The organism is Cryobacterium tagatosivorans, assembly GCF_004402215.1.
Classification (GTDB): Bacteria; Actinomycetota; Actinomycetes; order Actinomycetales; family Microbacteriaceae; genus Cryobacterium; species Cryobacterium tagatosivorans.
On record NZ_SOEZ01000079.1, the window covers coordinates 31761 to 58555 of the forward strand.

The following is a 26795-nucleotide window of genomic DNA, read 5'->3' on the forward strand; positions in this document are numbered from 1 at the left end:
ACAGGCCACGCGCGGGCCGGCCACAGGGCGCGACCAGCACAAGCGCACGACAGGGAAAAGGGAAGGAAGCGTCATGACCGTCCAGCGCGACAAGGTCCACCAGGGCCAGGTCTATCTCGACCATGCGGCGACGACGCCCATGCTCTCGGCCGCCATCGAGGCGTACGCCGACGCGATGAGGGTCGTGGGCAACCCCGCGTCGATCCACAGCCATGGCCAGAATGCCAAACGGATGCTCGAGGAGGCCCGCGAGCACGTCGCCCGGAGTGTGGGCTGCGACCCGATCGAGGTCGTCTTCACCGGGGGAGGCACCGAGGCGATCAACCTCGCCATCAAGGGTCTCTTCTGGGCCCGGGCTCCGCGCACCAGGATCCTCGCCCCGGGCGGCGAGCACCACGCCACCCTGGACACCGTCGAATGGCTCGAGCGGCACGAGGGCGCCGTCGTCGAGTGGCTCCCGCTGGATGCGCTCGGCCGGGTGGACCTCGCCGCCGTCGACCGGGCGATTTCGGCCAACCCGGCGGATATCGCACTGATCACGATGCTCGCGGCCAACAACGAGGTCGGCACGCTCCAGCCGGTCGCGCAGGTCGCCGCGCTCGCCGCGGCCCACGGCATCCCCGTGCACGTCGACGCGGTGTCCGCCTACGGCCACGTCCCGATCGACTTCGGCGCGCTCGGCCGGGCCGGGGTGTCGGCGCTCAGCGTGTCCGCGCACAAGATCGGCGGGCCGGTGGGCATCGGCGCCCTCGTGCTGTCCCGGCGGGCAACGGTCGTGCCGCTGATCCACGGCGGCGGGCAGCAGCGGCAGGTGCGCAGCGGCACCCAGGACGTGGCCGCCGCGGTGTCGTTCGCCGTCGCGGCATCCGCGATCGTGGCCGACCTGCCCGGCGAGGGCGCACGGCTCGCAGCCCTCCGCGACCGGGTGATCGCCGGCGTACGAGCGGCCGTGCCGGAGGCGGTGCTGAACGGCGACCCCGACCCGGCCGGCCGGCTCCCCGGCAACGCGCACTTCACCTTCCCCGGCTGCGAGGGCGACTCCCTCCTGTTCCTGCTGGACGCCGCCGGGGTGTCCGTCTCGACCGGGTCCGCCTGCCAGGCCGGGATCCCCGAGCCGTCGCACGTGCTCCGGGCGATGGGCCGCAGCGAGCCGGAGGCCAGGGGAGCGCTGCGCATCACCCTCGGCCGCACCTCCACGGATGCCGACGTCGACGCGTTCCTCCGCGCGCTTCCCGCAGCCTGGGCGCAGGCCGCCCGCGCGGGCCTGGCCGACCGCGAGCCCGCCCGCTGACGCCGCGCAGTCCCCCGCGAAACTGCAGTTGTGCGTGCCTCAGCGCCTCCGAAGCGCGCACAACTGCGGTTTCGCGGGACGGGGGAGCCGCCAGCGGCGTCGTTTAGACTGGTCGGATGAAGGTTTTGGCAGCAATGAGCGGTGGGGTGGACTCCGCCGTCGCCGCAGCCCGCGCGGTCGAAGCGGGGCACGAGGTGGTGGGCGTGCACCTGGCGCTCAGCCGCATGCCGGGCACCCTCCGCACGGGAAGCCGCGGCTGCTGCACGATCGAGGATTCGATGGACGCCCAGCGGGCCGCGAACATCATCGGCATTCCCTACTATGTCTGGGACTTCTCCGAACGGTTCAAGCTCGACGTGGTCGACGACTTCATCGCCGAGTACGCCGCCGGCCGCACCCCGAACCCCTGCATGCGCTGCAACGAGCGGATCAAGTTCGCCGCCCTGCTGGAGAAGGCCGTCGCGCTCGGCTTCGACGCCGTCTGCACCGGCCACTACGCCTCGATCCTGACGGATGCCGACGGCAACCGGGAGCTGCACCGGGCGAGCGCCTGGGCGAAGGACCAGTCCTACGTGCTGGGCGTGCTCACCACCGAGCAGCTGGCCCACTCGATGTTCCCGCTCGGCTCGACGCCGTCCAAGGCCGAGGTCCGCGCCGAGGCCGCCGAGCGCGGCTTCTCGGTCGCCAACAAGCCCGACTCCTACGACATCTGCTTCATCCCCGACGGCGACACCCGCGGCTGGCTGGCCGAACGGGTCGCCCCGGCGACCGGCGACATCCTCGACCGGGACGGCGCCAAGCTCGGCGAGCACGACGGGGCCGTCGCGTTCACCGTCGGGCAGCGCAAGGGCCTGCAGATCGGCACGCCCGCCGCCGACGGCAAGCCGCGCTTCGTGCTCGAGGTGCGGCCGATCACGAACACGGTCGTCGTCGGGCCCAAGGAAGCCCTGGCCATCCGCGAGATCGCCGGGTCGACGTTCACCTGGTGCGGCGTCCCCCCCGCGCGGCCGGAGGTCGCCTTCGAGTGCGACGTGCAGATCCGTGCGCACGCCGACCCGGTGCCGGCGACGGCGCAGGTGGTCGGCGACGGCGCATCCGCCGAGCTGGTCATCATCCCGAACGAGCCGCTCACCGGCGTCGCCCCCGGGCAGACCGCCGTCGTCTACGTCGGCACCCGCGTCCTCGGCCAGTGCACGATCGACAGCACGGTCAGCGCGGTGCCCGTGGCGGCCACCAGTACCGCCGCGGCAGATGCCTGACCCCGCCGGTCCGGCGGCGGCGCTGCACGCCGCGGACGCCGAGGCCGCCGCGCTGAAGACGCGCATCTCCTCGGCCAGGGACGCCTACTACGAGCGCAACGAAGTCATCATCTCCGACGCGGAGTACGACGGGCTGATCCACCGGCTCGAGGAACTCGAGCGGCTCTTCCCGGAGCTGCAGAGCCAGGACAGCCCCACCCAGACGGTCGGCGGCCGGGCCGAAACCACGCTGTTCGACCCGGTGCAGCACGCCGAGCGGATGCTCAGCCTCGACAACGTGTTCTCGACCGGAGAATTCGCGCTGTGGGCCGCCCGGGTCGAACGGGACGCCGGCCGCCCCGTGCACTACCTGTGCGAGCTCAAGATCGACGGCCTCGCCATCAACCTCCGTTACGAGAACGGAGTCCTGGTCACCGCGGCCACCCGCGGCGACGGCGTGGTCGGCGAGGACGTCACCGAGAACATTTTGCTGGTCCCCGGCATCCCGAAGCGGCTCGCCGGAACGGGGCACCCGACCCTCGTCGAGGTGCGCGGCGAGGTGTTCTTCCCGGTCGAATCCTTCCGCGAACTGAACGCCGAGCAGTCCAGGGCCGGGGAGCGGGTCTTCGCCAACCCCCGCAACGCCGCCAGCGGATCCCTGCGCCAGAAGGCGGAGACCAAGACCGCCCCCCAGCTGCGGCTGATGACGGCCAGGCTCGGCCGGCTCCGGATGCTCGTGCACGGCATCGGCGCGTGGGAACGGCCGCCCGTCGCCGCGCAATCCGAGGTGTACGAACTACTGCGAACGTGGGGGCTGCCCACGAGCACCCACTACCGGGTCACGTCGACCGCCGCCGAGGCCGCGGGCTTCATCGAGTACTACGGCGAACACCGGGGGAGCGTCGAACACGAAATCGACGGCGTCGTGGTCAAGGTCGACGAACTCGAGCTGCACCACGAACTGGGCGCCACCAGCCGGGCCCCGCGCTGGGCGATCGCCTACAAGTACCCGCCAGAGCAGGTCAACACGAGACTGCTCGACATCGTCGTCAGCGTCGGCCGCACCGGCCGGGCCACCCCGTTCGCGGTGATGGAGAAGGTGCGCGTCGCCGGCTCCGAGGTGCGCCAGGCCACCCTGCACAACCAGGACGTCGTCAAGGCCAAGGGCGTGCTGATCGGCGACACGGTCGTGTTGCGAAAGGCGGGCGACGTCATCCCCGAGGTGCTCGGCCCGGTCGTCGAGCTGCGGGACGGCAGCGAACGCGAGTTCGTCATGCCCGCCAACTGTCCCGAATGCGGAACCCCGCTCGCCCCGGCGAAGGAAGGCGACATCGACCTGCGGTGCCCGAACGCGCGCAGCTGCCCGGCCCAGGTTCGCGGCAGGGTCGAGCACATCGGCTCGCGCGGGGCCCTCGACATCGAAGTTCTCGGCGAGGTCGCCGCCGCCGCGCTGACCCAGCCCACGGTGCCAGCCGACCCGCCGCTGCCCACCGAGGCCGGCCTCTTCGACCTGGCCCTGGCCGACCTGCTGCCGATCGAGGTCGTCGTCCGCGACGCGGAAACCGGGCTGCCGGTCGAAGAGGAGGACGGAACCGTGCGCCTGCGCACGCCGTTCCGCAGAAACCCGTCCGCGGCGGAGAAGAAGAGCGGCCTCACCGGGCCGCAGCCCTCATCGAACGCGCTCAAGCTTCTGCGCGAAATCGAGATCGCGAAGACCAAACCCCTGTGGCGCATCCTCGTTTCGCTCAACATCCGCCACGTCGGCCCGGTCGCGGCCAGGGCCCTGGCGAACCACTTCGGGTCGCTCGATTCGATCCGGGCCGCTTCGCGCGAAGAACTCGCCCAGGTCGACGGGGTCGGCGGCATCATCGCCGACGCCGTCATCGACTGGTTCGAGGTGGACTGGCACCGCGACATCGTCGAAGCGTGGACCCGCGCCGGCGTGCAATTCCAGACCCCGGACCACCCTGGACCGGGGGCCGCCGCCGCGGCCGGTGGCGTGCTCGCCGGCCTCACCGTCGTGGCCACCGGATCCCTCGAGGGGTTCACCAGGGAGGAAGCCGAAGAGGCGATCATCGCGGCCGGCGGCAAGTCGGCGTCGAGCGTGTCGAAGAAGACGGACTTCGTCGCGGCGGGACCGGGAGCCGGCTCGAAGCTCGCCAGGGCGGAGCAGCTGGGCGTCCCCATCCTCGACGCCGACGGCTTCCGAATCCTGCTCTCGGAGGGGCCCGCTGGGCTGATTTCGACCCCGGAATAGCCTCGGCCGACAGACGAATGAGTATCCCCCACAATCGGGGGTGGACCGGCTCCCTACCGCTGTTTTCCTGTCACTAGGCTGTGATCCTGAGACCCGAATGAGGCCCGAAAAGGCCTCCCGACGGTCATGCGGGAGGGGACGTACCCGGCATTGCTGTTTGACGTCGCAGCGGTTTTGACAGCCTCGCTCACACTCGGCAGGGTGAGCGAGCTCAGCGGCGTGCCCGAATTCCAGACGACGTCGATCGCCGAGCGCCTGCCCAGCCGGGTCTCGGATGTCCCCGCGGGCGGCGAGGCAGCCCCGCTGTGGCTCAACCTTTCGGCGAGCCCGGGGACATCCGTCGACGTCGCCTCGCTGCAGACCCTGAGCGGGGCCGGGCTCCTGGTCGGGATGTCCCGCCTTTCCCTGGGCGACCTGTCCACCTTCGCCGCCGCCCATCCGGCGCAGATCGACGCCCTGCTGTCGTCGCCGCCGGCGTCCACCGCGGTCACCGAATGGTGGAGCGGCCTCGGCGCCGAGAGCCGGACGACCCTGGCCAGGGCCGTGCCCCGGCTCGTGGGCAACCTCGACGGCGTGCCGGCGCGGCAGCGCGCCACGGCCAACCTGCGCTACCTCGGCCGGACGCTGTCCGACGTCCGGGCGGACCTGGCCGACGCGACCGGGCCGGAGCGCACCCGCCTCGAGGGCGAACTGGCCGTGCTCCGCCAGGTCAAGGAGGCGCTGCGGCCGAGCGAGGGCGGGCCGCTGAGGTCGCTGATCCTGCTGGACACGCTGGCCGGCGGCCGGGCGGCTATCGCGCTGGGCGACCCGGACACCGCCGACTACCTGAGCTACCTGGTCCCGGGCATGAACTACGGCGTGCGCGAGCAGCTGGTCAACTGGGCCACGACCGCCGACGACCTCTACCGGGAGCAGGCGAAGGTGCTCGCGCGGAGGACGGCGCACGGCGAGCCCCGACCCACCGTCGCGACGATCGCCTGGATCGGCTACGAGACGCCCGACCTCTTCTCCGTCGGGGGACTGGACCGGGCCGAAGCCGGCGCCGACTTCCTCGAGGACTCCTGGCTGGGCGTGCGCTCGGCCCGCGGCGCGGAGCAACCCTTCCTCTCGGTCTTCGGCCACTCCTACGGCACGACGGTGTCGCTCACCGCCCTCGCCCGCGGGTCGGTCGGCGTCGACGCGTTCGTCATGGTCGGGTCGCCGGGCAGCGGCATCCAGTCGGTGGCCGAGCTGTCCGTGGCCCATGGCAACGTCTTCGTCGGCGAGGCCGACTGGGATCCCGCCGTCAACAGCGCCTTCTTCGGCAGCGACCCCGGTGCCGCGGCCTACGGCGCGCACACCCTCGGCGTGGACGGCGCCAGGGACCGCGTGACCGGAAAATGGCTGAACGGATCGCTCGGCCACAACGCGTACTTCACCCCGGGAAGCGAGTCCCTGCACAACATGGCCCTGATCGGTACGGACAACGCGAAACTGGCCACCAACGGCTCCGAATAGAATTGAGGCATCCACCTCGACGACCGTACGGAGTTTCATGTCTGGAATCACGGCCGAGCAGGTTGCCCATTTGGCCAGCCTCGCCCGGATCGACCTCAGCCCGGAAGAGATCGCCAGTCTCACAATCGACCTGGGTCAGATCGTGGAGTCGGTGAAGAAGGTCCAGGAAGTGGCCACCCCCGACGTCCCCGCGACGAGCCACCCGATGCCCCTGACCAACGTCTTCCGCGACGACGTCGTCGTCCCGTCGCTGACGGTCGAACAGGCGCTCTCCGGAGCCCCCGACCGCGACGGCGACAAGTTCCGGGTGCCCCCGATCCTGGAAGAGGACTGACCATGACCGATCTCATCAAGCTCTCCGCCGCCGACCTGGGCGGTCTCCTCGCCGACGGCTCGGTCAGTTCGGTCGAGGTGACCCGCGCGCACCTCGACCACATCGCTGCCGTCGACACCGACCTGCACGCGTTCCTGCACGTGGCAGCGGATGCCGCCCTCGCCACGGCCGACCGGGTCGACGCCCGTCGCGCCGCCGGTGAACGGCTCGGCCTGCTCGCCGGCGTGCCGATCGCCATCAAGGACGTGCTCGCCACCCGCGACATGCCCTCAACGGCCGGCTCGAAGATCCTCGAGGGCTGGATCCCGCCCTACGACGCCACCGTCGTCAAACGGCTGCGCGACGCGCACCTGATCCCGCTCGGCAAGACCAACATGGACGAGTTCGCGATGGGCTCCTCCACCGAGCACTCCGCGTACGGCCCGACCCGCAACCCCTGGGACCAGGAACGGATCCCCGGCGGGTCCGGCGGCGGCTCGGCCGCCGCGGTCGCCGCCTTCGAGGCCCCGATCGCCCTCGGCAGCGACACCGGCGGATCGATCCGCCAGCCCGCGGCCGTCACCGGTTCCGTCGGGGTCAAGCCCACCTACGGCGGCGTCTCCCGCTACGGCGCGATCGCCCTCGCGTCCTCCCTCGACCAGGTCGGGCCGGTCTCACGCACGGTCTATGACGCGGCGCTCCTGCACGACGTCATCGGCGGCCACGACCCGCTCGACTCGACCTCCCTGACCGACCCGTGGCCGTCGATGGCCGCCGCAGCGCGGGCCGGCCTCGCCGACGGAGCCCTCAAGGGCATCCGCATCGGCGTCGTCAAGGAACTGCATGGAGACGGCTTCCAGGCCGGCGTCAAGCAGCGCTTCACCGAAACCCTCGCCCTGCTCGCCGCGGCGGGCGCGGAGATCACCGAGGTGAGCGCGCCGAACTTCGAGTACTCGGTCGCCGCGTACTACCTGATCCTCCCCGCCGAGGCCTCCAGCAACCTGGCCAGGTTCGACTCGGTGCGCTTCGGGCTCCGGGAGAACCCCACCGACGGACCGGTCACGATCGAACGCGTCATGGCCGCCACCCGCGACGCCGGCTTCGGCCCCGAGGTCAAGCGCCGGATCATCCTGGGCACCTACGCGCTCAGCACCGGCTACTACGACGCCTACTACGGCAGCGCGCAGAAGGTGCGCACCCTGATCCAGCGCGACTTCGACGCGGCCTTCGAGAAGGTCGACCTGCTCGTGTCGCCCAGCGCCCCGACGACCGCGTTCAAGTTCGGCGAGAAGCTGGCCGACCCGATGGCCATGTACCTCAACGACATCACCACCATCCCGGCCAACCTCGCCGGGATCCCCGGGATGAGCCTGCCGATGGGCCTCGCGCCCGAGGACGGCCTGCCGGTCGGACTCCAGGTCATGGCGCCGGCAAAGCAGGACGCCCGGCTCTATACCTTCGGTGCCGCGGTCGAGCAGCTGCTCGAAACGCACTGGGGCCACACGCTGCTCAGCCGCGCACCCGCGCTGGCGCCGCTGGAAATGTTCGCGAGCGAAGAAGGGGTCCTCTGATGAAGAAGGCTGAATTGATGGACTTCGACAAGGCCCTCGAACTCTACGAGCCGGTCCTCGGCTTCGAGGTGCACGTCGAACTCAACACGAAGACGAAGATGTTCTGCGGCTGCGCCAACGAATTCGGTCAGGGCGCGAACACGAACACCTGCCCCACCTGCCTCGGCCTGCCCGGCGGGCTTCCGCAGGTGAACCGGAAGGCGATCGAGTCGAGCATTCGCCTCGGCCTGGCCCTCGGCTGCGACATCGCCGAGACGTCCCGGTTCGCCCGGAAGAACTACTTCTACCCGGACACCGCGAAGAACTTCCAGACCTCGCAGTACGACGAGCCGATCGCCTTCAACGGCTCGCTCACCATCGAACTCGAGAGCGGCCGCCAGGTCACCGTCGAGATCGAGCGCGCCCACATGGAGGACGACGCCGGCAAGCTCACCCACAAGGGCGGCGCGACCGGCCGCATCCAGGGCGCCGACTACTCGCTCGTCGACTACAACCGCGGCGGCGTGCCGCTGGTCGAGATCGTCACGCAGATGATCGAGGGCGGCGAGGCCGACTCGCCGGAGATCGGCAAGACCTACGTCGCCGCGATCCGCGAGATCGTCAAGGCCCTGGGCGTGTCCAACGCCCGGATGGAGGAAGGCAACGTGCGCTGCGACGCGAACGTGTCCCTGCGCCCGCGCGGCTCGAACATCCTGGGCACGCGCACCGAGACCAAGAACGTCAACTCGCTGCGCTCGGTCGAGCGGGCCGTGCGTTACGAGATCCAGCGCCAGGCCGCGCTGCTCTCCGCCGGCGGAACCATCACCCAGGAGACCCGCCACTGGCACGAGGACACCGGCCGGACCTCCGCCGGGCGCCCCAAGTCCGACGCCGACGACTACCGCTACTTCCCCGAGCCCGACCTCGTGCCCGTCGCGCCGTCGCGGGAATGGGTCGAAGAGCTCCGGGCGACCCTGCCGGAGCCGCCGGCCGCGCGCCGCAAGCGCCTGCAGGCCGCCTGGGGCCTGGCGAACCTGGAATTCCAGGATGTCGTCAACTCCGACCTGCTCGACGCCGTCGAGGCGACCGTCGCCGCCGGCGCCACCCCGCAGGCCGCACGCAAGTGGTGGACCGGCGAGGTCGCCCGCCTGGCGAACGTCGCCGGCGTGGCCGCCGACTCGCTCGTCCGGCCGCACCAGCTGGCCGCGCTGATCGAACTCGTCGAGGCCGGCACGCTGACCGACCGCCTCGCCCGCCAGGTGCTCGAAGGCGTCATCGCCGGCGAGGGCACCCCGCTCGAGGTCGTCGAGAGCCGCGGCCTCGCCGTTGTCTCCGACGACGGACCGCTGATCGCGGCGATCGACGAGGCCCTGGCCTCGCAGCCCGACGTCCTGGCGAAGATCCGCGACGGCAAGGTGCAGGCCGCCGGGGCCGTCATCGGTGCCGTGATGAAGGCGATGAGAGGCCAGGCCGACGCGGCCCGCGTGCGCGAACTCGTGCTCGAACGCGCCGGAACGGCGGAGTAGGGGCGTGCCTGCCGGGCGAGCGGCGCGCGAGGCCGACATCCGTCGCTGGCGGCGGTACCTGGCCGACGAACAGGCCGAGGCCGCGGTGTACCGTGACCTCGCCGGGCGCCGGTCCGGCGAAGAACGGGAGATCCTGCTCGCCCTGGCCGAGGCCGAGGGGCGGCACGAGGCGCACTGGCGGAACCTCCTCGGTGACGACGTCGGCGCGCCGCGCAAGGGCGCCGTGCGCACCCGGCTGCTCGGCTTCCTCGCCCGCCGGTTCGGTTCGGTTTTCGTGCTCGCGCTGGCGCAGCGGGCCGAATCCGGCTCGCCCTACGGGACCGACGCGGACGCGACCGACGCCATGGCCGCCGACGAGCGCATCCATGAGGAAGTCGTGCGCGGCCTCGCCGCCCGGGGGCGCCAGCGCCTCTCCGGGTCGTTCCGCGCGGCGGTCTTCGGCGTCAACGACGGTCTGGTCAGCAACCTCGCGCTCGTGCTGGGCATCGGCGCCGCGGGGATGCCGGCCGCCACCATCCTGTTCACCGGCGTCGCCGGTCTGCTGGCCGGCGCGCTCTCGATGGCGGCCGGCGAATTCGTGTCGGTGCGGTCGCAGCGTGAGCTGCTCGAGGCCTCCAGCCCGAACCCGTCGAACAAAAGCGACCTCGGCCACCTCGACATCTCCGCGAACGAACTGACCCTGGTCTACCGGGCACAGGGGATGAGCCCGGAGAAGGCCGAGATCCACGCCCGCGAGGTGCTGCGCACGCTGACGATCGCCACCGGGCCGGTGGACCTGGGCGCCCCGCCGAGTGAACCCGTCGACGAGCACGAAGCCGTCGGAACGGCCGTCGGCGCGGCCCTCTCCAGCTTCTGTTTCTTCGCCTCCGGTGCGCTCCTGCCGGTGCTTCCCTACCTGTTCGGGCTGAGCGGAGCCGCGGCGATGGTGGTCGCGACCGTGCTCGTGGGCCTGGCCCTGCTGGCCACAGGGGCCATCGTGGGACTGCTTTCGGGCGGTCCGCCGCTGCGCCGGGCGCTCCGCCAGCTGTCGATCGGCCTGGGCGCCGCCGCGGTCACCTACGCGCTCGGGCTGCTCGTCGGAGGGTAGCCGGAACGACGGGCTACCGCCGCGCGGGCCGCACGACCAGTGCGAGGCCGGTGCCGGGGCACCAGACGACCTCGTGCCCGTCGTCCAGCCGCACGGCCGCGGCCGTGTCGTCACCGCCGCGCAGCGTTTCGGCGAGGCCGGCCAGGCGCAGGAGCGCGCCGGTCGCCAGGTGCACGTCGGTCGAGAGCACGACCCGTCCGGACGCGTTGACGAGCGTCACCGGGGCGCCGACGGCGGCCAGCCGGGGGAGGAGGGCGCGCTCCACGTCCTCGACGTACAGGTCGGCGCCCACCACGCCGACCACCGTCTCGTCGAAGCAGACCGGCAGGGTGAGCGTGAGCGTGTAGTCGTCGGTGCAGAGGTAGTCCACGTACGGACCCGTGATGTGGCGGGTGCCCGTGCCCACGGGCACCCGCCACCACTCCAGGGCCGTGTAGTCGCGGAAGTTCTCGTCGGTACTGTCCTCGACGGCGTCGAGCCGGCGCACGCTGGGGGCGGCGGATCCCACGCCGAACGTGTTGCGGTCGCCGAGCCACCAGGCCAGGTGCCACTCGGCGTCCCGGAGAAAACCGGGGGCGGAGACGAAACCGGCGCCGATGACGGACCCGTGCGGCCTGGCGAACTCGCGGAGGACCAGGCCCTCCACGACCGAGTCGAGCTCCGCGCGGTTGACCTCCCCACCGCGTGATCGGACGAAGTCCTGGACCACGCCGCGCCAGTCCTCGAGGCGCAGGAACACGGAGCTGACGTGCTCGCTCACCGCCGCAATGCTGTCGGCGATGGAGGTGCGGGTCAGGGCATCCACAGTGTCACTCCGTCTTCTCAAGGGCGGCCTTGGCTTCGATCAGCCACTCGATCGCCTCGGTGATCTGGCGCACGGAGAGCCGTCTGGCCCGTTCGCCGTCCTGGGCCTCGATCGCAGCAACCATACCGCGTTGCGCCTCCCGGCACCGGTCGCGGTAGTCGGGGTTGCGCAGGCACAGCCAGAGCAGCGGGCCGAACTCGGCCTGAAGCCGGAGTTCCTCGCGAACGAGCCGTGCCGACTGGCTCAGGGCGGAGACCTCCAGCCGAAACGTTCCCTGCGCCCGCCGCGCAGCGCCCTCGTCGGTTGGGTCGGCCGACTCGACAATGCGGCGGAGATTGTCGACGTCGGTATCGGTGGCGCGATCCGCGGCGAGTTCCGCCGTCATCGCCCCGATCGCGGCGTAGTGCGCGCCCAGGTCGCGGAGCTGCACCCGCGAGAGACCGAGGAGGCGCTCGTCCTGCAGGCGACCGTGCCCGGCGCCGGCGTAGGTCACGAAACTCCCGCCGCCCCGCCCGCGCTTGGTCTCGACCAGGCCCTTGTGGCGCAACGTGTCCAGCGCCTCTCGCGCGGTGACCGTGGCGACGCCGAACTTGCGCGCCAGGAGGGACTCGGTCGGCAGGCGTTCACCATCGGCCAGGATACCGAGCACGATCGCGTCGGTCAGCCGCTGCGCCACCAGCTCGGCCCGGCCGGCGCCCTCGAGCGGGCCGAAGACGGCCGCGTGGGCGACCGTGCGGGGACGAATGGACTGGGGCATATTGGATACTTTCCTGCGTTGTGACACGACCGTAACATCCGCGGGTGCCGAAAAGACATCTAACTCCATATGATTTACCTCAGAGCGAGCTAGGAGGCCACGTGAGCGCGGAAAACCCCGCCATCCGGTTGACCGGATTGACCAAGGTCTTCGGTACGGTCACCGCCGTCGACCATGTGGACCTCGACATTGCCGAGGGGGAGTTCTTCTCGATGCTGGGGCCGTCCGGCTCGGGCAAGACGACCGTGCTGCGCCTCATCGCGGGCTTCGAGCAGCCGACCGCCGGCACGATCTCGCTGTTCGGGCAGGACGTGACCGAGCGTGCCCCCTTCGACCGCGACGTCAACACCGTCTTCCAGGATTACGCCCTCTTCCCGCACATGACCGTGCTCGAGAACGTCGCGTACGGGCTGCGGGTGCGGGGAGTCTCCAGGCGGGACCGCCTGGCGCGGGCGCGGGACGCGCTCGAAACCGTTCGCCTGGGCGGTTTCGGCGACCGCAAACCCAGCCAGCTCTCCGGCGGGCAGCGGCAGCGCGTGGCCCTCGCCCGGGCCACGGTCGTTCGGCCCAAGGCGCTCCTCCTCGACGAGCCGCTCGGCGCGCTCGACCTCAAGCTGCGGGAACAGATGCAGGTCGAGCTCAAGGAACTCCAGCGGGAGCTCGGCATCACCTTCATCTTCGTCACCCACGACCAGGAGGAAGCCCTCACCCTCAGCGACCGGATCGCGGTGTTCAACGAGGGGAAGATCGAGCAGCTCGGCACCCCGGCGGAGATCTACGACCGCCCGGTGTCGCCCTTCGTCGCCGCGTTCGTGGGCACCTCCAACGTCTTCGACGACGAGGTGTCCCGTCGCCTGGTCGGCCACGGCGGCCTGCACTCCCTGCGGCCGGAGAAGATCTCGATCGGCCCGGAGCTCTCGCCGCCCGCGACGGATCGCACGGCCCTGGGCACGCTGGCCGAGGTCATCTACGTCGGCAGCAGCACACGACTGATCGTGGACCTCGACGTGGGCAAACGCATCACGGTCCTCGAGCAGAACGACGCCCACCGGGTGGGCGAAGACCAGCGCGGCTCCCGCGTCAGTGTCGGGTTCCAGGACGTCGACGTCGTCGACCTCGAATCCGCAACCGCAACCGCACAACAGTAGAAGGATGGAGAATGCAATGAACCGCTACACAGAAAACCGCCGGGGGCGCCGGTCCCAGGCGCTGCTCACGGGCCTGGCACTTGCCTCGGTTGCTCTACTCACTGCTTGCGGAACCACGCAGGGATCGGGCGGCGGCAGCAGCGAAGGCCCCAAGGCGGCCACCGAACTCGGGAAGACCGAGGGCGCCGTGTCGATCCTGGCCTGGCCGGGCTACGTCGAAGACGGCAGCAACGACCCGGCGGTCGACTGGGTGAGCGCCTTCGAAGACGAGACCGGCTGCACGGTGACCAGCAAGACCTACGGCACCAGCGACGAGGCGTTCAACCTGATGAAGACCGGGGAGTACGACGTCGTCGCAGCCTCGGGCGACGCGTCCCTGCGCCTGGTCGCCGCCGGCGACGTCGCGCCGGTCAACACGGACCTGATCCCGAACTACGAGGGAATCTACGACTTCCTCAAGATGCAGTCCTGGAACAGCGTCGACGGCGTCTCCTACGGCATCCCGCACGGCTACGGCGCCAACCTCCTCATGTACAACACGGAGGCTGTGAAGCCCGCGCCGACGTCCTGGGACGTCGTGTTCGACAAGTCCTCCGCCTACAAGGGCAAGGTGACCGCCTACGACTCGCCGATCTACATCGCGGACGCCGCGGTCTACCTGATGGCCCACCAGCCCGACCTGGGCATCAAGAACCCGTACGCCCTCGATGAGACCCAGCTGAAAGCAGCCGTCGACCTGCTCAAGGAGCAGCGCGTCAACATCGGCGAGTACTGGTCCGACTACCTCAAGGAGATCCAGGCGTTCGAGACCGGCGACACCGTCGTCGGGACGACCTGGCAGGTCATCCGCAACTCCCTCGCCGCGGGCACCAAGGCCGAGGTGATCGTGCCAGAGGAGGGCGTGACCGGCTGGTCGGACACCTGGATGATCGCGTCGGAGGCGAAGAACCCGAACTGCGCGTACAAGTGGCTCGACTACATCGCCAGCCCGGAGGCGAACGCACAGGCCACCGAGTACTTCGGCGAGGCGCCGTCGAACCAGGCAGCCTGCGACTTCCGCTCCGAAGGATCCTGCGAGTCGTTCCACGCCGGTGACGCCGACTACGCGTCGAAGATCTGGTACTGGTCCACCCCGATCGCCGAGTGCCTCGACGGTCGCACCGATGTCGAGTGCACCGACTACTCGGCCTGGACCACCGCCTGGCAGGAAATCAAGGGCTAGCCAGGCCCGACCAGGCCCAGCCGGACGGAAGGACGAAGGACAATGACGGTCGACGCGAGCGCGCCACCCGGCAACCGGATGACGGTTCCGCCGCCCAGGGACACCCTGGGCCGGCGGGGCTCCGTCTTCCTGAGCCTGCATCCGCGCCTGCGGCTGACCCTGCTGCTCTCCGCCCCCCTGTTCTGGCTGGGCCTGGTCTACATCGCCGCCCTGGCGGCGCTGCTGATCACCGCCCTCTGGACGGTCGACACGTTCACCGGGCAGATCTCCCAGACCTGGACCCTCGACAACATCATCACCGTGCTGACCGGGTCGCTCTACCAGACGGTCACGGTCCGGACGGTCGGCGTCGCGTTGCTCGTCACGATCGTCGACATCGTGATCGCCCTGCCGATCGCGTTCTACATGGCCAAGGTGGCGAGCCCCCGGGCCCAGCGCATCCTCGTCATCGCCGTGCTGATGCCCCTGTGGGCGAGCTACCTCGTCAAGGCGTACGCCTGGCGGTCGGTGCTGTCCCAGGACGGCATCCTGCAATGGCTGCTCGCCCCCTTCGGCGGGGAGACGCCCGGGTACGGACTGCCGGCGACGATCATCACCCTGTCGTACCTGTGGCTGCCGTACGTGATCCTGCCGATCTACGCCGGCCTGGAACGCGTGCCCGATTCGCTGCTCGAGGCCTCGGGCGACCTCGGCGGCAAGACCGGTGCGACCCTGCGGCTGGTCGTCCTCCCGATGATCTGGCCCGCCATCATCGCCGGCTCGATCTTCAGCTTCGCGCTGTCGCTGGGCGACTACATCACCGTGAACATCGTCGGCGGGGCCAACCAGCTGCTGGGCAACCTCGTCTACACGAACGTCGGCGCCGCCAACAACCTGCCGCTGGCCGCGGCGATCGCCCTGATCCCGATCGTCATCATCTTCGGCTACCTCGCCGTGGTGCGCCGCACGGGCGCCCTGGAAAACCTGTAGGAGACCCGATGAGACTGAGTCGAGCGGCGCGGGGCATCCTGGCCATCATGACGGGGCTCGTGCTCGCGGCCATCTACCTGCCCCTGTTCGTGGTCTTCGTGAACTCGTTCAGCACGAGCACGAGCCTCAGCTGGCCGCCGCCCGGTTTCACCCTCGAGTGGTGGTCGCGGGCCTTCCGCAGCGAGGGCGCGCTGGACGCGCTGGTGACCAGCGTGCAGGTCGCCAGCGTCGCCACGCTCATCTCCCTCGTGCTCGGAACGCTCATCTCCCTGGCCCTGCAGCGGTACACCTTCTTCGGCCGGGAAGCGGTGAGCCTGCTGGTGATCCTGCCGATCGCCCTGCCGGGCATCATCACCGGTATCGCGCTGAACAACGCGTTCCGCACCATCCTGGGGATCCAGCTGTCGATCCTCACGGTGATCGTCGCCCACGCCACCTTCTGCATCGTCACGGTCTTCAACAACGTGATCGCCCGGCTGCGGCGGCAGGGCACCAACTTCGAGGAGGCCTCCGCCGACCTGGGCGCCGGGCTCTGGACCACGTTCCGGCTGGTGACCTTCCCCCAGCTGCGCTCCGCGCTCTTCGCCGGCGGCCTGCTGGCCTTCGCGCTCAGCTTCGACGAGATCATCGTGACGACCTTCACGGCGGGCGCCGGGGTGAAGACCCTGCCGCTCTGGATCCTGGACAACCTGTTCCGGCCGAACCAGGCGCCGATCGTCAACGTGATCGCCGTGGTGCTCGTGCTCGTCTCGATCATCCCGATCTACATCGCCCAGCGCATCGCCGGGGCGGAGAAGATCGTTCGCTGAGACCGGTCGTCGCCTCGGGGCGTGTGGCTCGCTCCCCGGTGGGTTAGGGTCATCCTGATGAGCAGGCAAGACGGCAGCAACCGCGAGGTCACGACCACCCCGGTCGACGATTCCACCGCGACCATTCTCCACGTCGACCTGGACGCGTTCTTCGCCTCGGTCGAACTTCTCGACCACCCCGAACTCGTCGACAAACCGGTCGTCGTCGGCCACCGCTCCGGCCGCTCCGTCGTGACCGCGGCCAACTATGTCGCCCGGCGGTACGGCGTGAACTCGGCCATGCCGATGGCGCTCGCGCTGCGCCGCTGCCCCGACGCCGTCGTGCTGGAGCCGCACATGGGCCGCTACCAGGACTTCTCCCGCCAGGTCATGGCCATCTTCAACGACGTGACCCCGCTGGTGGAACCGCTCGGGATCGACGAGGCGTTCCTCGACGTGGCCGGGGCCCGGCGCATCCACGGCTCGCCCGCCGTGATCGGCGCGCTCATCCGGCTGCGGGTGCAGGCCGAGACCGGGCTCACCTGCTCGGTCGGCGCCGCGTCCACCAAGTTCGTTGCGAAGCTCGCCTCCGGCCGGGCCAAGCCCAACGGCCTGCTTCTCATCCCCGCCGATGACACGATCGCCTTCCTGCATCCGCTGCCGGTCGGCGCGCTGTGGGGCGTCGGGGCGACGACCGAACAGACCCTGGCCCGGCTGGGGCTGAAGCGGATCGGCGATATCGCGAACACCCCGCTGGCCGTGCTGCAGGCCGGGATCGGGGAGGCCGCCGGCCGCAAACTGCATGACCTCGCCTGGGGCAGGGATCCGCGCCGGGTCAGCCTCGACCGCGAGGAGAAGAGCGTCGGCCATGAGGTCACCTTCGAACACGACGTGACGGATGTCGCCCGCCTGCGCAGCGAAATCCTCAGGCAGGCGGACGCGGTGGCCGCCCGGCTGCGCGGCGCCGGCCTCGTAGGCCGCACCGTCGTCCTGAAGGTGCGCTACGCCGACTTCAGCACGGTCACCCGCTCCCGCACCCTGGCCGAACCCACCAACGTCGGCCGGCGCATCTACGAGGAGGCCGCCCTGGTCTTCGACGCCCTTGCGGCTTCCGGCATCCGGGTTCGGCTCATCGGCGTGCGGATGGAGCAGCTGGGCACAGGGGACGGCGCCGGGCTCGGGCTGTGGGATCCCGATGACGACTGGCGCGAGGCGGAACTCGCCGTCGACACGGTGACGGCGCGATTCGGCCGCGGCGCGGTGAAACCGGCCTCGCACCTCAAACCCGACAGGGGGTAACCTGAGCGGCATGACCAACCTTGTGCTCAAGCTTGCAGAGAATGCCCGGTCCGTCGGCGTGAGATCGGCCTACGGCGACCCGATCCAGGTGGAGGGCGTCACGCTCGTCCCGGTCGCGCTCGTCCAGTACGGTTTCGGCGGCGGCGACGCGGGGGAGTCCGAAGGCGGGGCGGCCGGCGGGGGCGGCGGCGGGATGTCCGTCCCGATCGGCGCGTACGTCAAGTCCGGCAACACCGTGCGCTTCGACCCGAACATCGTGTCGTTGCTCGTGGTGGCGATCCCGTTCATCTGGGTCGCCGGCCACGCGCTGTCCCGGGTGATCCGCGCCCTGAAGAAGTAGCGCCCTCAAGGAGTAGCTGGGCGCGCGGCACCCGCTCAGGCCGGGAACACGTCCGGCACCCCGTCGTGGTCGGCGTCGGTCTTCTCCTTCTCCTCGACCCGGCGGTAGTGGCGGTTCCGCGCCCGCAGCAGCACCGTGGCCAGCAGCGCCGCCAGCAGCGAGCCCGAGAGGATGGCCACCTTCGCGTGGTCATCCTCCACGCTCCCGTGGCCGAACGCGAGTTCGCTGATCAGCAGGGACACGGTGAACCCGACCCCGGCCAGCACGGCCACGCCGACGATGTCCACCCAGGCGAGATCGGGATCGAGCGACGCCCTGGTCGTCTTCGTCACCAGCCAGGTGGCCAGCAGCACCCCGACCGGTTTGCCGACCACGAGGGCCACGACGATCCCGATCGCCACCGGATCGGTCAGCGCATCCACCAGGCCCTGGCCGCCGCCGATGGCCACACCCGCGGAGAAGAACGCGAAGATCGGCACCGCCACCCCCGCCGACAGCGGCCGGAAACGGTGCTCGAACGACTCGGCGAGGCCCGGGCCGTCGCCCACGCGACCGTCACGGTCGCGGTGGAGCACGGGTACCGTGAAGCCCAGCAGCACGCCGGCGACGGTGGCATGGATGCCGGAGCCGTGCACGAGCGCCCACGCCATGACGCCCAGCGGCAGGAGGATCAGCCACGCCGCGAACGCCCGGGTCACGAAGAAGTTCGCGTATCGGTGCGCCAGGAACGCGTAGAGGGCCAGGGGCAGCACGGCGAGCAGCAGCGGGATGACCTGGATGTCGGTGGAGTAGAACAGCGCGATGATCACGATGGCCAGGAGGTCATCCACGACGGCCAGGGTCAGCAGGAAGATGCGCAGGGCGCTGGGCAGGTGGGAACCGATGACCGCCAGCACAGCGACGGCGAAGGCGATGTCGGTGGCCGTCGGGATCGCCCAGCCGCGCACGGCCCCCGCGCCGCCGCCGAAGTTGACGGCCGCGAAGATGAGTGCGGGGATGATGACGCCGCCGAGCGCGGCGGCAACGGGCACGATGGCGCGGCTGAAGACGCGGAGTTCGCCGGCGACGAATTCGCGCTTGAGTTCCAGCCCGGCGAGGAAAAAGAAGATGGCCAGGAGGCCGTCGGCAGCCCAGGCGCCCAGGCTGAGCTTGAGGTGCCACGGCTCGTAGCCGACCTCGAAGTCGCGGACGGCGAAGTAGAAGTCGGCGGCCGGAGTGTTCGCGAGGACGAGCGCGACGACGGTGGCGGCCAGCAGCAGCGCACCGCCCACGGTCTCCTTGCGCAGGATGGACGCGACGCGCAGGTACTCCGGGTAACTGCTGCGGCTGAGGATCCACGCCCGGGCCGGGGACGGGGGAGTGGCCGATGGTGGAGTCGAAGCCGGATCGGTCGACGCTGGTTCAGTCACTCGGGACGTCCTCTGGTTCCGGCGCAGGTCCCGAAACCAGGTTCCGGGCGCGCTCTATCAAATGCCGACCAGACTTCCCGGCTCACCGGTACCCAGCGTACACGTGGCTATGACCGCCGGCGCGGCCGCCGGGGCCACCGCCACGGTCCGCGCACGGGCAGTCCCCGCTGCATCCGTCGTCGGCGGAGGATGAACGATCGCATCAGCACGAGAAGGACCACGGCGAGGACCAGGGGAACGGCGAGAGTCATCCGGCGCGACCGGGTTCGCCGACGCCGGGGGACTCCATCCTGCGAGTCTAGGCGGGTCTATAATCGAAACGAACACGGGAGTCCGGTTGACCGGGCTGAGAGGAAGCTACTGAGGCTTCGACCGTCGAACCTGATCTGGATCATGCCAGCGCAGGGAGGCAAACAATCTCGTACCCGTGCCCTGTATTCACCTACGGAAGGGCACGACCAGTGCACGCAACAAACACCATCGTCACGTCCAAGCCGCCGAAGACGGCCCGGAAGCCGAGGAACCTGCGGTGGCGGGTCGTCGACATCGTCGTCGCCAGCGTCATCGGTGTCGCCAGCGGACTCATCTTCTTCGCCTGGAACACCGCCTACGTCCCCCTCAGCGCCCCGCTCGAGCCCCTCCTCCCGGGCCTGCAGGCCCTCCTCGGCGGCGGATGGCTCTTCGCCGGGGTGCTCGGCGGCCTGATCATTCGCAAGCCCGGCGCCGCGCTCTACACCGAGTTGCTCGCGGCGGTCGTGTCGACGCTCATCGGCAACCAGTGGGGACCGCTGACGCTCGTCTCCGGGCTGGCGCAGGGTCTCGGCGCGGAAATCGTCTTCGCGGCGTTCCTCTATGCCAACTACCGCGCCTACGTCGCCGTCCTGGCGGGCGCCGGGGCGGGCCTTGCCCTCGCGATCAACGACCTCGTGCTCTGGTACCCCGGTTCGGCCGCCGCCTTCGCGACGATCTACACCGTCTCCGCCGTCGTCTCCGGCGCCCTGATCGCCGGGCTGCTCTCCTGGCTGGCCATGCGAGGCCTCGCGAAGACGGGAGCGCTCGGCCGGTTCGCCGCCGGTCGCGAGATCCGCGCCGACGTCTGACACCGCCCGATGACGTCGCCGGCAGCATCGCACCTCCGCGTTGCGGGGGCGTCGATCGACGCCTCCGGCTGGGGCTGGCGTCATGCCGGGCGGCGCGCGTGGGCGGTGCGGGACCTCGACCTCCGGATCGAACCGGGCGAGCGAGTGCTGCTGCTCGGTACGTCGGGGGCGGGCAAGTCCACCCTCGTGCACGCCCTGGCCGGGGTGCTCGGCGCGGCAGACGAGGGCGAAGAACAGGGCCGGCTCCTGGTCAACGGGACGACGCCGGCGGACGCCCGCGGGCAGGTGGGACTGCTCATGCAGGACCCGGATTCCCAGGTGATCCTCGCGCGGGTCGGTGACGACGTCGCGTTCGGCTGCGAGAACCTCGGGGTGCCGAGGGACGAGACCTGGCGCCGGGTTCGCGAGTCGCTGGCGATGGTCGGCCTCGACCTGCCCCTGGGCCACCCCACGTCGGCGCTGTCCGGCGGGCAGAAACAGCGCCTCGCCCTGGCCGGCGTCCTGGCCATGCGGCCGGGGCTGTTGCTCCTCGACGAGCCCACGGCCAACCTCGACCCGGCCGGCGTCCTCGAGGTTCGGGAGTCGGTGGCGCGGGTCCTGGAGCACACGGAGGCCACCTTCGTCGTGATCGAGCATCGGGTGGGGGTGTGGCAGCAGCTGGTCAACCGCGTCATCGTGCTCGATCCGGCCGGGGGAGTGCTGGCCGACGGCCGGCCGGCCGATGTCCTGTCGGCGGAGGGGGAGCGGTTGTCGACCTCCGGGGTCTGGGTTCCGGGCATCCGGCACCAGCTCCCCTCGCGGCACCGGAGTGCATCCGGTCGGCTGCTTGGTACGGAGGAGCTCGCGATCGCGCGCAGCCGGGAACTCGTCGTCGCCCGTGACATCGAAGTCGAGGTCCTGGCGGGGGCCGCGCTGGCGATCACCGGTCCCAACGGGGTGGGGAAGTCCACCCTGGCCCTGACCCTGGCCGGCCTGCTGAAGCCGGCCGCCGGGCGCGTTCTCGCGGACCCGCGGCTGGCGGCCGGAGCCGGCGGCGAACCGATCCGCTGGAAGTCGCGCCAGCTGCTCACCCGCATCGGCACGGTCTTCCAGGACCCCGAGCACCAGTTCGTCGCCGGCACGGTCCGGGCGGAGCTGGCCGTGGGCCCGCGCGCCCTCGGCCTGCCGGAGCCGGTGATCACGGCCCGGGTGGACACCCTGCTGCAGCGGTTGCGGATCGACCACCTCGCGCAGGCGAACCCCTTCACCCTGTCCGGCGGCGAGAAGCGTCGGCTGTCGGTCGGCACGGTCCTGGCGACCCAGCCTGGGGTGCTCGTGCTCGACGAGCCGACGTTCGGCCAGGACTTCCGAACCTGGCGGGAGATCGTGGCCCTGCTCGCCGAGCTCATCGACGAGGGCACCGCCGTCGTCGCGGTGTCGCACGACGCGGAGTTCGTGGCGGCCCTGGCCGACCGCGAGTACCGCCTGGCGGCCGGCCTGGACCACCGGTCAGGCAGCCTGGTGACCCGATGACCCAGACCGCGACGGCCACCCCCGGGAACCGGGGGATCCTCCGGGTGAACCCGGTGGCGAAACTGGCCGCGGCGCTCCTCCTCGCGGGGGTCCTCGTCCTGACCATCGACTGGGTGTCGGCCCTCGTCGCCTTGGCCTGCGAGCTGGTCCTGTTCTTCTGGGCCGGGCTGTCCCCGCGGACCTTCTTCCTGCGCACCCTCCCGGTGTGGCTCGCCGCCCCGGCCGCCGCCCTCACCACCCTGCTCTACGGGCAGTCGGCGGGCGCCGAGTACTGGCAATTCGGCCTGATCCACATCACCGACGGGTCGATCGACCTGGCCGTCGCCACCCTGCTCCGCGTGCTGGCGATCGGGCTCCCGTCCGTGGTGCTCTTCGTCACCGTCGACCCGACCGACCTCGCCGACGGACTGGGCCAGGTCGTCAGGCTGCCGGCTCGATTCGTGCTGGGCGGACTGGCGGGCCTGCGCCTGATCGGCCTGCTGCTCGAGGACTGGCGCGCCCTCGAGCGCGCCCGGCGCGCCAGGGGCATCGCCGATCGCGGGGTCATCCGGCGCCTGGCCGGCCAGGCCTTCGCGCTCCTCGTGCTCTCCATCCGGCGCGGCAGCAAGCTGGCCACGGCGATGGAGGCGCGGGGATTCGGCGCGCCGATCGCCCGCAGCTGGGCCCGGCCGTCGACCTTCGGCGCTCGTGAGGTGGCGCTGATCGGGCTGGGGCTGTTCGTCGGCGCCCTGGCCGTCACCGTGTCAGTCGCGACCGGAAGCTGGAACTTTGTCCTCGGCTGAGGCGCCCGTCGAGGCCGTGCTCCGCGCGGTCGCCGGAGCCGGGCCGGCGCCCGTCGTGCTCATCGATGGTCCGAGCGGGGCGGGCAAGAGCACCCTGGCCGACCGGCTGGTGTCATCGTGGCCCGGGTCGCGCGCGCCGACCCTCGTGCGCCTGGACGACATCTACCCCGGGTGGCAGGGGCTGGATGCCGCCGTCCGGCAGGTCACCGGGTGTCTGCTGGCCCCGCGGAAGGCCGGACTGCCCGCCGCCTGGCAGCGCTACGACTGGGACCGGGGAGAGCCCGCGGAGTGGCACCCGGTGGATCCCGCCGGCCCGCTGATCGTGGAGGGCTGCGGGGCGCTGGCCGCCGCGCACGCCCCGCTCAGCGACATCCGGATCTGGCTCGACGCCGATGAGGCGATTCGGAAGGCCAGGGCGCTGGCGCGGGACGGCGAGGTGTTCCGCACGCATTGGGACGAGTGGCAGGCCGAATGGGACGACTACCGGGCCCGGGAGAACCCCGAACGCTGGGCGACGCTGCGGCTGGGCGCCGGGCATGCCGCACTCAACTCCGCCGCGCCGGTCCAGCGGGAATCGCCCCCGCCGGACTAAGTTGGTGCCATGACCAGTCCTGATGCAGAAAACGTTGTCTACACCGCCGAGTTCATCGACGGCCCCCTCGAGGGGCAGACCGACACTCGGGTCCTCCTGCACGGGAAGCACGATGAGCGGATCAGCATGATGGCCGCCGTCGGTGGCATGGAATCGCTGTTCTGGTACGACGAGGTCGACAGCCGCGACGTGCAGGGGCGGACGCACGTTCGCTATCGCTTCGACGCCGGCGACAGCGACCCCTTCGAGTCGACCGAGGAAACCGACTAACCCGACTAACCCCCTCCACCTATCGCCGAACTGTGAAGCGGCACGTTCCCGCGTCCCGCGAAGGTGCCGAACTCACGGTTCGGCGATGGGTATCCCCGAGTCGGGCCCGGGCCGCTCAGTCCCGTGAAGCGATCAGCGCCGCGATCACAGGCACCGGATGGAGCAGGCGCCAGCCGAGTCCGGGGTCGCTGATCGCCCGGTCGAGCACGAGCGGCGACGACACGCTGGGGCCGGCCACGTCGGTGGAGACGCGTCCGACGACCTTGCCGGTGCGCCCGGTCGAGAACGAGTCGAGCTTCACCGTCGCGCCCTCTGACGACGCCGCCTGCCAGGCGACCCGGGTCTTCGCGACCCGCACCACACCGGATGCCGTGTCACCCCAGGGCGATTTGAACCGCACGTAGGCGTCGCCCTGGGCCAGGAGGGGGAGTTCGCCCACGCCGGCCTGCGCGCTCGTCATCAGGGCGGTCAGGTCGGTCGTCAGCGTGTCGTAGTCCGGCTCGCCCAGGAAGGCCCCGGCGAAGGTGAAGGTGGAATCTCCCGCGTCGACCTGGGCGGTGAACAGGAAGCAGACGCCGGCGGCATCCGTGTAGCTGCGCGAGATGCCCGTGATGCCCAGGTCGGGCAGGTACGCCGTGGTGTTGTCCACGCCGCGCCGGCCGGCGAGGGACGACGCCGGGGCGGCGATGATCTCCGTGATGACCGGATCGCCCGAGGCGATCGCGGCCAGGCGGGCCAGGTCGGTGGCGGTGCCGGCGGTGGCCGAGTCCAGGCCCGTGGCGTCGGCCATGTGCGTGCTGTCGAGACCGTTCTTCGCCAGCCACGCGTTCGCGGCGTCCAGGTACGCGGGCACCGAGCCGTACGCCCAGCGGGCGAGGGTGTCGGCGTGGTTGTTGCTCGAGCCCAGGATCAAGGACTCCAGGAGTTCCCGCTCGGTCCAGCTCTCACCGGGGAAAACGACGACGGTCCGGGCGAAGGTCGCGCTGTAGTCGATGTAGTCCTGGTAGTCCGCGGCGGAGATGGTCACCTCCGGCCCGGTCTCCCCTGCGGCGAGGGGCTTGGCGTCGAGGACAACGAGCGCGGTGACGATCTTGGCCACCGAAGCCATCGGGAGCGCGTCGGGCGTGCCGGAGGCCCCGATCGGATCAACGGCCGTGGAGTCGACGGCAGTGGCGTCGATCGCCGCGGGTTCGGCGCCGGGGGCCGACGTGCCGACGGCCAGGACCGCGCTCGCGCCAGCGGCCGGAAGCACGGGTGGCGTGGGCGCCGAGGCCGCCGCGGGCGTCGACAGGGTCGCGCTGACCGAGGGAAGGGGCCCCAGGAGGGTTGCCGGCCCGTAGACGCCGACGGCCAGGATCACCAGCGTGCCGGTTGTGACACCGATGAAGCGGCCGGGCCGGAATCTGCTCATGGGCTCAGGCTAACCCGGGGGTCGTCAACCCCAGCCGAGCTCGTGCAGCCTGTCGTCATCTATCCCGAAGAAGTGCGCGATCTCGTGCACGAGGGTCACGTGCACCTGGTCGCGGAGTTCGTCGAGGTCGGCGCACAGGTCGAGCAGCGGTTCGCGGTAGATGACGATCCGGTCGGGCATCTCGCCGAAGCCGTACTGCCCTCGTTCGGTCAGCGACACTCCGTCGTACAGCCCCAGCGTGTCGAGAGTGCCGTTTTCGGGCCGGTCTTCGACGACGAAAACTACGTTTTCCAGCCCGTCGAGCATGTCGTCGGGCAGCAGGTCGAGCTCGTCGATGACGAGACGCTCGAATTCCTCCGGGGTGAGCTGCGCCATCCGTCCAGCATCCCACGCCACACTCAGTCGCCCTTCACATTGACCAGCTGCCGGAGCGTGTGTCGCACCTCCACCAGGTCGGCGGAGTCCCGCATGACCCGGTCGATGGGCTTGTAGGCCTGCGGGATTTCGTCGATGAACGCCGCTGTGTCCCGGAACTCGATCCCGGCCATCGCCTCGCGCAGCTGCCGGAACGTGAACGTCTTGCGGGCGGCCGTGCGGGAGTACTCCCGGCCGGCCCCGTGTGGTGACGAGTTGAGCGAGAGCGGGTTTCCCCTGCCGACGACGACGTAGGATGCCGTACCCATCGAGCCCGGAATCAGGCCGGGCTTGCCCGTGCTCGCCTCGATGGCGCCCTTCCGGCTCACCCAGACGTCCTTGCCGAAGTGGCGCTCGCGCTCGGTGAAGTTGTGATGGCAGTTGATGCGCTCCTCCTCGACGACGGGGACGCCGGTCCACCGTTCGAACTGCGCCACGACGCGGTCCATCATCTCCTCGCGGTTGAGGAGGGCGAACTGCTGGGCCCAGCGCATCTCGGCGATGTACCGGTCGAACTCCGGCGTGCCCTCGACCAGGTAGGCGAGATCGGGGTGGGGCAGCTTGATCCGGTTCACGGATGCGTAGTGCCGGGCGATGCCGATGTGATGCTGCGCCAGCTGGTAGCCCACGCCCCTCGAGCCGGAGTGCAGGAACAACCAGGCACGGTCCTGCTCGTCCAGGCTGACCTCGATGAAGTGGTTCCCGCTGCCGAGCGATCCCAGCTGCAGCCGCCAGTTCGGCGAGTAGACGGCCGGATCGAAGTGCGCCGCGGCCGCCGCGCGCTCGAGCTCCCGGGTGCGCGCGGCGGCCGACGGGGTGAGGAGGTCGTTGTAGTGGCCGGCCGACAGCGGGATCGCCCGCTCGATGGCCTCGCGCAACGGCCGCCGGTCCCGCGGGAGGTCGCCGGCGCTCAGCTGCGTGCGCACGGCGATCATGCCGCAGCCGATGTCCACGCCCACCGCGGCCGGGATGATGGCGCCGAGCGTCGGGATGACGGACCCGACCGTTGCGCCCATGCCGGGATGCGCGTCGGGCATCAGCGCGAGGTGAGGGAAGATGAACGGCAGCGAGGCCGTCCTGATCGCCTGCTCCCGGGAGTCCGGGTCAAGGATCGAGGCCCAGTTCAGGAGCTTCGGTGTGATTTCTTCCATGCCGGCATCCCTCTTCGGAGGCAGCCTACGCCTGTCCCGAGGGGAGCGCCGATAAGGCAAAGAAAAG

At 70.7% G+C, this 26795-nt stretch carries 25 protein-coding genes and 1 riboswitch; of the genes, 19 read left to right on the forward strand and 6 right to left on the reverse strand.

Features of this window, described 5'->3' with window-relative positions; all coding sequences use genetic code 11:
* Positions 1–73 precede the first annotated feature (73 nt).
* From E3O23_RS16895 to E3O23_RS16930, 8 genes are all read left to right on the forward strand, one after another.
* Positions 74–1291 carry a cysteine desulfurase family protein gene (locus E3O23_RS16895; RefSeq protein WP_134493078.1) on the forward strand — a complete coding sequence of 406 codons (1218 nt, stop codon included), beginning with the start codon at positions 74–76 and terminating at the stop codon, positions 1289–1291.
* Positions 1292–1407: 116 nt separating this feature from the next.
* Positions 1408–2550 (forward strand): tRNA 2-thiouridine(34) synthase MnmA, encoded by a 1143-nt coding sequence (mnmA, locus tag E3O23_RS18320; protein ID WP_134493080.1) that lies wholly within the window; start codon positions 1408–1410, stop codon positions 2548–2550.
* Positions 2543–4786: an NAD-dependent DNA ligase LigA gene (ligA, locus tag E3O23_RS16905; protein ID WP_134493082.1), complete on the forward strand. Its 2244-nt coding sequence runs from the start codon at positions 2543–2545 to the stop codon at positions 4784–4786. Before mnmA ends, ligA begins: the two co-directional genes overlap by 8 nt.
* A 201-nt stretch (positions 4787–4987) precedes the next feature.
* On the forward strand, positions 4988–6283 hold the full coding sequence (locus E3O23_RS16910; RefSeq protein WP_166790567.1) for an alpha/beta hydrolase: 1296 nt from the start codon (positions 4988–4990) through the stop codon (positions 6281–6283).
* A gap of 37 nt (positions 6284–6320) precedes the next feature.
* Positions 6321–6617 (forward strand): Asp-tRNA(Asn)/Glu-tRNA(Gln) amidotransferase subunit GatC, encoded by a 297-nt coding sequence (gene gatC / locus E3O23_RS16915; protein ID WP_134493086.1) that lies wholly within the window; start codon positions 6321–6323, stop codon positions 6615–6617.
* A 2-nt stretch (positions 6618–6619) separates the two neighbouring features.
* Positions 6620–8167 carry an Asp-tRNA(Asn)/Glu-tRNA(Gln) amidotransferase subunit GatA gene (gene gatA / locus E3O23_RS16920; protein WP_134493088.1) on the forward strand — a complete coding sequence of 516 codons (1548 nt, stop codon included), beginning with the start codon at positions 6620–6622 and terminating at the stop codon, positions 8165–8167.
* The gene (gatB, locus tag E3O23_RS16925; protein WP_134493090.1) at positions 8167–9672 is read left to right on the forward strand and encodes an Asp-tRNA(Asn)/Glu-tRNA(Gln) amidotransferase subunit GatB; all 1506 of its coding nucleotides are present in this window, start codon (positions 8167–8169) and stop codon (positions 9670–9672) included. Before gatA ends, gatB begins: the two co-directional genes overlap by 1 nt.
* 4 nt (positions 9673–9676) lie before the next feature.
* Entirely contained in the window at positions 9677–10759 is a 1083-nt protein-coding gene (locus E3O23_RS16930; RefSeq protein WP_134493092.1) for a VIT1/CCC1 transporter family protein, read from the forward strand.
* Between the two features lie 13 nt (positions 10760–10772).
* Here E3O23_RS16930 and E3O23_RS16935 read toward each other — a convergent pair whose 3' ends face one another.
* Together E3O23_RS16935 and E3O23_RS16940 are read right to left on the reverse strand one after the other, a co-directional pair.
* On the reverse strand, positions 10773–11564 hold the full coding sequence (locus E3O23_RS16935) for a PDC sensor domain-containing protein (protein ID WP_134493094.1): 792 nt from the start codon (positions 11562–11564) through the stop codon (positions 10773–10775).
* A 4-nt stretch (positions 11565–11568) separates the two neighbouring features.
* Complete coding sequence (locus E3O23_RS16940) at positions 11569–12321, reverse strand: FadR/GntR family transcriptional regulator (RefSeq protein ID WP_134493096.1); 753 nt, start codon at positions 12319–12321, stop codon at positions 11569–11571.
* 101 nt (positions 12322–12422) lie between these two features.
* Between E3O23_RS16940 and E3O23_RS16945 the strand changes: the two genes are divergently transcribed.
* The 6 genes from E3O23_RS16945 to E3O23_RS16970 are packed head-to-tail and all read left to right on the forward strand — an operon-like array spanning position 12423 to position 18087.
* Positions 12423–13469 (forward strand): ABC transporter ATP-binding protein, encoded by a 1047-nt coding sequence (locus E3O23_RS16945; RefSeq protein WP_134493098.1) that lies wholly within the window; start codon positions 12423–12425, stop codon positions 13467–13469.
* Positions 13470–13485: 16 nt separating this feature from the next.
* Positions 13486–14691, forward strand: coding sequence for an ABC transporter substrate-binding protein (locus E3O23_RS16950; RefSeq protein ID WP_134493100.1), 1206 nt, complete (start codon positions 13486–13488; stop codon positions 14689–14691).
* A 42-nt stretch (positions 14692–14733) separates the two neighbouring features.
* A complete protein-coding gene (locus tag E3O23_RS16955) occupies positions 14734–15660 on the forward strand; it encodes an ABC transporter permease (protein ID WP_134493102.1) in 927 nt (308 codons plus the stop codon).
* Positions 15661–15668: 8 nt separating this feature from the next.
* Positions 15669–16469: an ABC transporter permease gene (locus E3O23_RS16960; RefSeq protein ID WP_134493104.1), complete on the forward strand. Its 801-nt coding sequence runs from the start codon at positions 15669–15671 to the stop codon at positions 16467–16469.
* Positions 16470–16526: 57 nt separating this feature from the next.
* Positions 16527–17747 (forward strand): DNA polymerase IV, encoded by a 1221-nt coding sequence (locus E3O23_RS16965; RefSeq protein ID WP_134493106.1) that lies wholly within the window; start codon positions 16527–16529, stop codon positions 17745–17747.
* A gap of 10 nt (positions 17748–17757) precedes the next feature.
* A complete protein-coding gene (locus E3O23_RS16970; protein ID WP_134493108.1) occupies positions 17758–18087 on the forward strand; it encodes a hypothetical protein in 330 nt (109 codons plus the stop codon).
* Between the two features lie 35 nt (positions 18088–18122).
* Here the strand turns inward: E3O23_RS16970 and nhaA are convergent, their stop codons facing one another.
* The gene (nhaA, locus tag E3O23_RS16975) at positions 18123–19496 is read right to left on the reverse strand and encodes a Na+/H+ antiporter NhaA (protein WP_134493110.1); all 1374 of its coding nucleotides are present in this window, start codon (positions 19494–19496) and stop codon (positions 18123–18125) included.
* 315 nt (positions 19497–19811) lie between these two features.
* Positions 19812–19921, forward strand: a riboswitch (TPP riboswitch).
* 36 nt (positions 19922–19957) lie between these two features.
* Here nhaA and E3O23_RS16980 point away from each other — a divergent pair.
* Genes E3O23_RS16980 through E3O23_RS17000 form a run of 5 tightly spaced genes read left to right on the forward strand, consistent with a single transcriptional unit; the run spans position 19958 to position 23752 of the window.
* On the forward strand, positions 19958–20596 hold the full coding sequence (locus tag E3O23_RS16980; RefSeq protein ID WP_198415207.1) for an ECF transporter S component: 639 nt from the start codon (positions 19958–19960) through the stop codon (positions 20594–20596).
* Positions 20597–20605: 9 nt separating this feature from the next.
* The gene (locus E3O23_RS16985) at positions 20606–22108 is read left to right on the forward strand and encodes an ABC transporter ATP-binding protein (RefSeq protein WP_134493112.1); all 1503 of its coding nucleotides are present in this window, start codon (positions 20606–20608) and stop codon (positions 22106–22108) included.
* On the forward strand, positions 22105–22890 hold the full coding sequence (locus tag E3O23_RS16990) for an energy-coupling factor transporter transmembrane component T family protein (protein WP_134493114.1): 786 nt from the start codon (positions 22105–22107) through the stop codon (positions 22888–22890). Before E3O23_RS16985 ends, E3O23_RS16990 begins: the two co-directional genes overlap by 4 nt.
* Positions 22877–23482: a nucleoside/nucleotide kinase family protein gene (locus E3O23_RS16995; RefSeq protein WP_241983530.1), complete on the forward strand. Its 606-nt coding sequence runs from the start codon at positions 22877–22879 to the stop codon at positions 23480–23482. Before E3O23_RS16990 ends, E3O23_RS16995 begins: the two co-directional genes overlap by 14 nt.
* Positions 23483–23491: 9 nt before the next feature.
* Positions 23492–23752, forward strand: a complete 261-nt coding sequence (locus tag E3O23_RS17000; RefSeq protein WP_134493116.1) for a hypothetical protein — start codon at positions 23492–23494, stop codon at positions 23750–23752.
* Positions 23753–23867: 115 nt separating this feature from the next.
* On the opposite strand, the gene E3O23_RS17005 is transcribed toward E3O23_RS17000, so the two are convergent.
* Genes E3O23_RS17005 through E3O23_RS17015 form a run of 3 tightly spaced genes read right to left on the reverse strand, consistent with a single transcriptional unit; the run spans position 23868 to position 26728 of the window.
* Positions 23868–25163: a D-alanyl-D-alanine carboxypeptidase family protein gene (locus E3O23_RS17005; protein WP_134493118.1), complete on the reverse strand. Its 1296-nt coding sequence runs from the start codon at positions 25161–25163 to the stop codon at positions 23868–23870.
* A gap of 24 nt (positions 25164–25187) precedes the next feature.
* Positions 25188–25538, reverse strand: coding sequence for a metallopeptidase family protein (locus E3O23_RS17010; protein WP_134493120.1), 351 nt, complete (start codon positions 25536–25538; stop codon positions 25188–25190).
* A gap of 23 nt (positions 25539–25561) precedes the next feature.
* Positions 25562–26728 (reverse strand): RtcB family protein, encoded by a 1167-nt coding sequence (locus tag E3O23_RS17015; RefSeq protein ID WP_134493122.1) that lies wholly within the window; start codon positions 26726–26728, stop codon positions 25562–25564.
* Positions 26729–26795: the final 67 nt, after the last annotated feature.

Coding starts and splice junctions, on each gene's coding strand:
- mnmA (WP_134493080.1), top strand. CDS start 1,408: ATGAAGGTTTTGGCAGCAATGAGCGGTGGGGTGGACTCCGCCGTCGCC.
- gatB (WP_134493090.1), top strand. CDS start 8,167: ATGAAGAAGGCTGAATTGATGGACTTCGACAAGGCCCTCGAACTCTAC.
- E3O23_RS17005 (WP_134493118.1), bottom strand. CDS start 25,163: ATGAGCAGATTCCGGCCCGGCCGCTTCATCGGTGTCACAACCGGCACG.
- E3O23_RS16990 (WP_134493114.1), top strand. CDS start 22,105: ATGACCCAGACCGCGACGGCCACCCCCGGGAACCGGGGGATCCTCCGG.
- E3O23_RS16895 (WP_134493078.1), top strand. CDS start 74: ATGACCGTCCAGCGCGACAAGGTCCACCAGGGCCAGGTCTATCTCGAC.
- E3O23_RS17015 (WP_134493122.1), bottom strand. CDS start 26,728: ATGGAAGAAATCACACCGAAGCTCCTGAACTGGGCCTCGATCCTTGAC.
- gatA (WP_134493088.1), top strand. CDS start 6,620: ATGACCGATCTCATCAAGCTCTCCGCCGCCGACCTGGGCGGTCTCCTC.
- E3O23_RS16955 (WP_134493102.1), top strand. CDS start 14,734: ATGACGGTCGACGCGAGCGCGCCACCCGGCAACCGGATGACGGTTCCG.
- E3O23_RS16950 (WP_134493100.1), top strand. CDS start 13,486: ATGAACCGCTACACAGAAAACCGCCGGGGGCGCCGGTCCCAGGCGCTG.
- E3O23_RS17010 (WP_134493120.1), bottom strand. CDS start 25,538: ATGGCGCAGCTCACCCCGGAGGAATTCGAGCGTCTCGTCATCGACGAG.
- E3O23_RS16960 (WP_134493104.1), top strand. CDS start 15,669: ATGAGACTGAGTCGAGCGGCGCGGGGCATCCTGGCCATCATGACGGGG.
- E3O23_RS16940 (WP_134493096.1), bottom strand. CDS start 12,321: ATGCCCCAGTCCATTCGTCCCCGCACGGTCGCCCACGCGGCCGTCTTC.
- gatC (WP_134493086.1), top strand. CDS start 6,321: ATGTCTGGAATCACGGCCGAGCAGGTTGCCCATTTGGCCAGCCTCGCC.
- E3O23_RS17000 (WP_134493116.1), top strand. CDS start 23,492: ATGACCAGTCCTGATGCAGAAAACGTTGTCTACACCGCCGAGTTCATC.
- E3O23_RS16965 (WP_134493106.1), top strand. CDS start 16,527: ATGAGCAGGCAAGACGGCAGCAACCGCGAGGTCACGACCACCCCGGTC.
- ligA (WP_134493082.1), top strand. CDS start 2,543: ATGCCTGACCCCGCCGGTCCGGCGGCGGCGCTGCACGCCGCGGACGCC.
- E3O23_RS16970 (WP_134493108.1), top strand. CDS start 17,758: ATGACCAACCTTGTGCTCAAGCTTGCAGAGAATGCCCGGTCCGTCGGC.
- E3O23_RS16985 (WP_134493112.1), top strand. CDS start 20,606: ATGACGTCGCCGGCAGCATCGCACCTCCGCGTTGCGGGGGCGTCGATC.